We start from the raw sequence: 6,037 nt of genomic DNA on the forward strand, positions 1-6,037 counted from the left end.
CAGGTGGGCACCGTCGAGACACTCAGCCACGTCCTGCTGTAACGTGGCTGGAACGGCCTCGCCACCGCACATAATATGCTTGAGCCGCGTCTTGGTCTTAACATCGGGATAGGCCAAGAAGGCCTTTAGCATTGAGGGCACAAAATTGAGCGTGGTAACGCCGTGCCGCTGGATCAGCTCAATGATGCGCTCTGGATCGCGATGGTCGCCCGGTTGGGCGATCACCAAACGTGCCCCAACACTCAGCGGCCAGAAAATCTCCCAAACCGAGACGTCGAACCCGAACGGCGCCTTATGCAGTACGGCATCGGTATCGGTGAGCTGGTAGGTCTCCTGCATCCAGACCATGCAGTTGGTCAGGGCATCATGGCGGATGGCCGCGCCCTTGGGCCGCCCGGTGGAGCCTGAGGTGTAAATCACATAAGCGAGGTGCTCGCCGTGCAGCGTCACCGCTGGATTGGTAGAAGCGTGATGCGCAACATCTAGCCGATCCAACTCAACAACACTTAGGCCATCCGCTACCGGCAAGGACGCGCGCAAGTGGTGCTGGGTCAGCAGCAGCTCGATGCCACTATCGTCGGCGATGAACGCCAACCGCTCCGAGGGATACTCGGGATCCAGCGGCACATAGGCGCCCCCCGCCTTAAGGGTTGCCACTAGTCCCACCACCATGTCGATGGAACGTTCCATAGCGATGCCCACCCGAGTCTCGGGTTTTACGCCCAGACCAATCAGGTAGTGGGCCAAACGGTTGGCGCAGGTATTGAGTTCAGCGTAGCTGAGGGACTGATCTTCAAATACTAACGCCGTAGCCTCTGGGGTTGTCGCAACCTGGCGTTCGATCAGTTGATGGATTGGTGCAGCCTCGGAAGGCTGTTGAGTATTCTCACCCCACTTGCTCAACAACTGCCGCTCATTTTTACCTAGCAGGCTGATCTCACTTATCGCTTGCTGTGGCGCATTTTGCAGGCTTGCTACGATGCCGGACACAGCCGACTGCATGTAAACACACAATCGCTGAGCGCCTATCAAACGGCTCACCTGTCCTACTAGCTGGAAGCCCTCTACGAGATCATCTACCGCCATACCAAGTGGGTAATTGGTACGCTCCTGGCCACCCAGCACTTCCATTCCCTCCCAGGCATGATTGGAACTACCTTCGTGCTTAGGTGCGCTATAGCGATAGTTCAGCAGACTGGTGAAAAGCGGCATGCCACTAGGTAGCCCGCTGCAGCGCTGCGCAAGGCCAAGACTGGCATGTTCATGATGCAGCAGTGCCGATAGAGTTTCGTGGGTTTGGCGCAGGCACTTATCGGCACCTTGAGCCCCCACTTTGATAAGCACGGGTAGCGTATTAATAAACATCCCCAGCGCCCGTTCGGAACCCTCGGCACCCTGCATACGCCCAAACAGCACGGTACCGAACACCACATCGTCCCGACCAGTGGTCTTGCTCAGCACTAAGGCCCAGGCTAAATGGAATAGGCTAGCCGTGCTAACACCATAACGATGGGCCTGTTGCCGAACTTGCTGGGCCAGTTCCGCGTTCAGAGGAACGCGCACTTCTTCGATATCGCTGCCATCGCCACGAACATCTAGTAGCCCGAAGGGCGCGGTCGGCTCGTCAACACCGCCCAAGTGCTCTCTAAAGAAGGCTGCGTGCTCTTCCAGACTTACCCCTAGACGGGCCTGCGCTACGAAATTGCGGAATGGGATCGGCTTGGGCAGTTCGTCCTCGCGACCTTGTTGGATCAGGGCAATCTCTTCCACCAGTAGCTCAAGGGTGGTGTGATCCATGATGAGGTGGTGGCTAGGTAGCTGCAGCAACCAGCGACCGTGCTCAGCATCGTATACAGCCAGCGCTCGTAGCATAGGTGCTCGGCGTATATCGAGGCGATGGTGTTCAGGATCTACCTGGGTGTATAACCATTCGGCCACTCGGCCGGTGGTCTCATCCGGCACCGTTGGCCATGCAATATCTAACGCAACATGACGGCAAACCACCTGCACCGGCTGATGCAGGTTCTCCCACAACACAGCAGTACGCAGAATATCGTGGCGGACAATCAACTGGTTAAAATCGTCAATAAAGGTTTCCAGTCGTTCTCGGCTGTCGAAACCAAGCAAACGCGGCGTCACATAGGCATCGCCATCTTCTTGCAGCCGATGATGGAAGAGAATCCCCTCCTGCAACGGTGCCAGCGGGTAGATATCCTGAATATTGCTAGCGCCACCGGGAACAGCGGCTTCGATCTCACGAAGTTCTTCTGCATTGAGCTCGATTAGCGTCATCATCTCGGGCTGGAGAGCCTGACAATCGTGAGGAATCAGATTGGGTGGGATGATGATCTCAGCTTGCTCGGGTGCTTGCATCAACGCTTGCGCAAAAGCTGTTAGTTCCGGGTGCTGGAACAGCGTACGCACCTGCGCGGTTAGTCCCCGATGCCGCATTTGTTCCAACACCTTCAGAGCCAACAACGAATGGCCACCCAGCTCGAAGAAGTTGTCTAGGCGGCCCACCCTTTCGACGCCAAGCATCTCTGACCAAATCTCCGCCAGCGCTTCTTCCACCTCGCCTTGAGGCGGATCGTACTGCGAGCTACCGGTCAAATCCGGTACGGGCAGGGCCTTGCGATCCACCTTACCATTAGCATTCAGCGGGAGTGCATCGAGTTCTACCACAACGCCCGGCACCATATAGTCTGGCAGTTGCTGGCCCAATTGCTCACGTAAAGCGCTAGTGTCGAGCTCTACATCTGCGTGTGAAACCACATACGCTAACAACCTCGCCCCCATGGGGCCTTCTTGGGCGACCACAACCGCCTCACGAATTTCCGGCTGAGATAACAGCTCAGATTCGATCTCGCCAAGCTCGATACGCAGGCCGCGGATCTTCACCTGGTGATCCAGGCGGCCCAGATACTCAAGCTGACCGTCGTCGCGCCAACGCACCAGGTCGCCGGTGCGGTAGAGGCGCTCGCCCGGCACAAATGGATCAGCGCTAAAACGTTCTGCGGTAAGGTCAGGGCGGTGTAGGTAGCCACGAGCCAAGCCCACGCCACCAAGATAGAGTTCACCCGCGACCCCAGGCGGTGCCAAATTAAGATCACCGTCCAGCACATAGGTACGGATGCCAGAGATCGGCTGGCCGATCGCTACCTGGTTGCGCCCATCGGCTTGGCACGTCCAGTGGGTAACATCAATCGCCGCTTCGGTGGGGCCGTAGAGGTTATAGAGCGCCGTATGAGGCAAGCGAGCAAATATCTGATTCTGCAGCTCCGCCGGCAGCGCTTCTCCGCTGCATACCAGGCGCGTCAGACTGGTACAGGCTTCTACCTCACCATGGGCCAGGAAGGCCTGCATCATCGACGGCACGAAGTGCAGCGTGGTGATCTTGTGAGTACGTATTAATTCGACCAGCTGCGCCGGCTCGCGATGGGCACCTGGTGGCGCCATCACCAGTCTAGCCCCCTGCATCAGCGGCCAGAAGAACTCCCACACTGAGACGTCGAAGCTGAACGGTGTCTTCTGCAGCACCGCATCGTCGGACGTTAGGCCGTAGACCTGCTGCATCCACTGCAGGCGGTTGATCAGCGCTTTGTGGTGGTTGGCCGCGCCCTTGGGCCGCCCGGTGGAGCCCGAGGTGTAGATCACATAAGCAAGATTTTCGCCGTGCAGGGCCACGTTCGGATTGGTCGGCGCATGGTGAGCAATATTCAACCGATCCAACTCAATGACGTTCAGCTCATCGGCCACCGGCAGCGTATCGCGAAGATGCTGATGGGTAAGCAGCAGCTCGATGCCGCTGTCCTCGACCATATAGGCCAGTCGCTCGGCAGGGTAATCCGGATCCAGCGGCACGTAGGCGCCGCCCGCTTTTAGGATCGCCAGCAGCCCCACCACCATCTCGATGGATCGCTCCATGGCGATGCCCACCCGGGTCTCGGAATCTATGCCCAATCCAATCAGATAGTGGGCCAGCTGATTAGCGCGGGTATTAAGCTCGCCATAGCTGAGTGACTGATCTTCGAATACTAGTGCCGTGGCCTCAGGGATTACCGCAGCCTGCCGCTCGATCAGGTGGTGAACAGGTGATGCATCGGGATACCGCTGAGAGTTTTCCCCCCACTCCTGTAATTGACGTTGTTCGGTTTTATCTAGCAACTCAATATCGCCCAGCGCACACTCCGGCGTCTCTACCAGCGCCTGTAGCATAGCCGTATAGTGCTGCGCTAGACGCTCAATGGTAATTGAATCGAACAACTCTTTTGCATAAACGAAACTTGCCTTAAGGAAATCATCCGCGCGCTCTACCACATCCAGCGTCAGCTCGAACTGCGCCTCGCCCTTATCTAGTGGCCAACTGCTTAGTTCCAGTCCTGGTAGTGTCGGCAACTCCCCATGATCCTGCCGCTGGTGGTTGAACATCACCTGGAATAGCGGCGTCTGGCTCAGACTACGATCCGGCTGAAGCGCCTCCACTAACTGTTCAAAAGGTAGATCCTGATGCTCTTGCGCGCCTAGCGCCGCACGTTTTCCCTGCTCCAGCGCCTTGGCCAAGCTCAGGCGACCATTCAACGGGTTACGGAGTACCTGCGTATTAACGAAGAAGCCCACCACGCCTTGGGTTTCCGTGCGGTGGCGGTTGGCGATCGGAACCCCGACCCGGATATCTTCGTGCCCCGTATAGCGATATAGCAGTGACTGGAAACCTGTCAGTAGTGTCATAAACAGGGTGGCGCCCTTCGCCTGGGCCTGCTGACGCAATTTGCTCACTACCGAGGCAGGGAGCACTATTGCGTGGCGCGCAGCGTGATAGTGTCCATCATTGCGGCGCGGGCGATCGGTCGGCAGTTCCAATACAGGATGCTCATCCCCCAGCTCCGCCTGCCAATAGGCCAGTTGACGCTCTTTTTCACCCGCCTCCATCCACTGACGCTGCCATAGTGCATAATCGGCATATTGAATCGGCAAAGCGGGTGGCTGCCATGCCTCCCCTGCCACACGAACGGAGTAGTCCGCAACAAACTCATCGATGATCAACTGCATCGACCGGCCATCGGAGATGATGTGGTGCATTACCACCACCAAAAGGTGTTTCTCTTCTGCTAAGCGTAGTAGCCCCACCCGCAACAGCGGCCCCTGTTCCAGATCGAAAGAATCATTGCAAAGCCGATCAATCTGACTTTTTATTGCCGCTTCGCGCTCATCCCTCGGCATATGGCCTAGGTCGGCTTCATGCAATGCGAAGTTACTCTCGGCCTGCAGCACTTGCATCACCCCACCCTCGCCATCACCACGGAACACTGTGCGCAATGCTTCATGACGAGATATCAAATCGGCGAAGCTGCCCCGCAATGCAGCAGTATCCAGCGAGCCCTTCAGGTTCAGAGCACCAGTAATATGGTAAGCGCTGCTTTGAGGATCCATGCGCCACAGAAACCACTGGCGCAGTTGGGCATAGGAAGGTGAGCAAATACTCAACTGAGAACCAGATCGCCTAAGAATAGGAAACTGGCCGATGCCCAGCCCTTGAGTACGAATTTTTTCGTAAACCACACGGCGCTGCTCAGCCGACAAGCAGGCAAAGCGTTCTGCAATTCGATGGGCATCTATGCTACTCATTGAACGGTCTCCATGCTGTCGATAAAGGAATCAATGTCCGCGAGTGACTTCTCGAAACTGTGGCCTTGGTTTAGCGCGACAATACATTCTGCTAAAGCGCTTAGAAGTGGACTCTTAAATACTTCAGACATATGGAGCTCAACCTGCATATCAGCTTGAACACGAGCCACCACCTGCACAGCGAGCAGCGAATGGCCACCCAATTCAAAGAAGTTGTCATGGCAGCCAACCTGCGCCACGCCCAACACATCGGCCCAGATCTCCGCCAGCGCTTCTTCCACCTCTCCCTGGGGTGGCTCGTATCGTGAGCCACTGCCTAAGTCAGGCTCGGGCAACACCTTGCGATCCACCTTGCCGTTGGCATTCAGCGGCAGTGCATCGAGAATGACTACGACGCTCGGCACCATATAGC

General features: G+C 56.9%; 2 protein-coding genes. Both read right to left on the reverse strand.

Annotated elements, in window-relative coordinates; all coding sequences use genetic code 11:
* A partial coding sequence (locus J7J49_RS21180; protein ID WP_215095460.1) for a non-ribosomal peptide synthetase occupies window positions 1-5,625 on the reverse strand: 5,625 nt, incomplete at its 3' end.
* Window positions 5,622-6,037, reverse strand: a 416-nt coding sequence (locus J7J49_RS21185; protein WP_215095462.1) for a phosphopantetheine-binding protein, incomplete at its 5' end; no start/stop codon positions are given. The genes J7J49_RS21185 and J7J49_RS21180, both read right to left, overlap by 4 nt.

The sequence above is a fragment of the Halomonas sp. ISL-56 genome (assembly GCF_018612805.1).
Classification (GTDB): Bacteria; Pseudomonadota; Gammaproteobacteria; order Pseudomonadales; family Halomonadaceae; genus Vreelandella.